The 263-nt window shown below is 44.5% G+C and carries 1 pseudogene; it reads left to right on the top strand.

From position 1 onward, the window contains the following. Window positions 1-263: pseudogene (locus tag AB4653_RS27215) on the top strand (ABC transporter ATP-binding protein); the annotation flags it as partial.

A 263-nucleotide genomic window follows, 5' to 3' on the forward strand; every position in this document is an offset into this window, starting at 1 on the left:
GGTCAGCGTCAACGTGTCAACCTAGCCCGTAACATTGCAGTTGGTGCAGAAGTTGTATTAGCCGATGAACCAACATCGATGCTTGATGTATCGATTCGTGCTGGTGTTTTGAACCTGATGGAAGAAATGAAGTTTGAGAAACAAATGTCTCTACTTTACATCACTCACGATATCGCAACCGCTCGTTACATTGCTGAAGATCTTTCAGTGATGTACGTAGGACACATGGTGGAATGGGGCGATACCGATGATGTGATTGCTAA

The organism is Vibrio sp. 10N.222.48.A3, assembly GCF_041475345.1.
Taxonomy (GTDB): Bacteria; Pseudomonadota; Gammaproteobacteria; order Enterobacterales; family Vibrionaceae; genus Vibrio; species Vibrio tasmaniensis_A.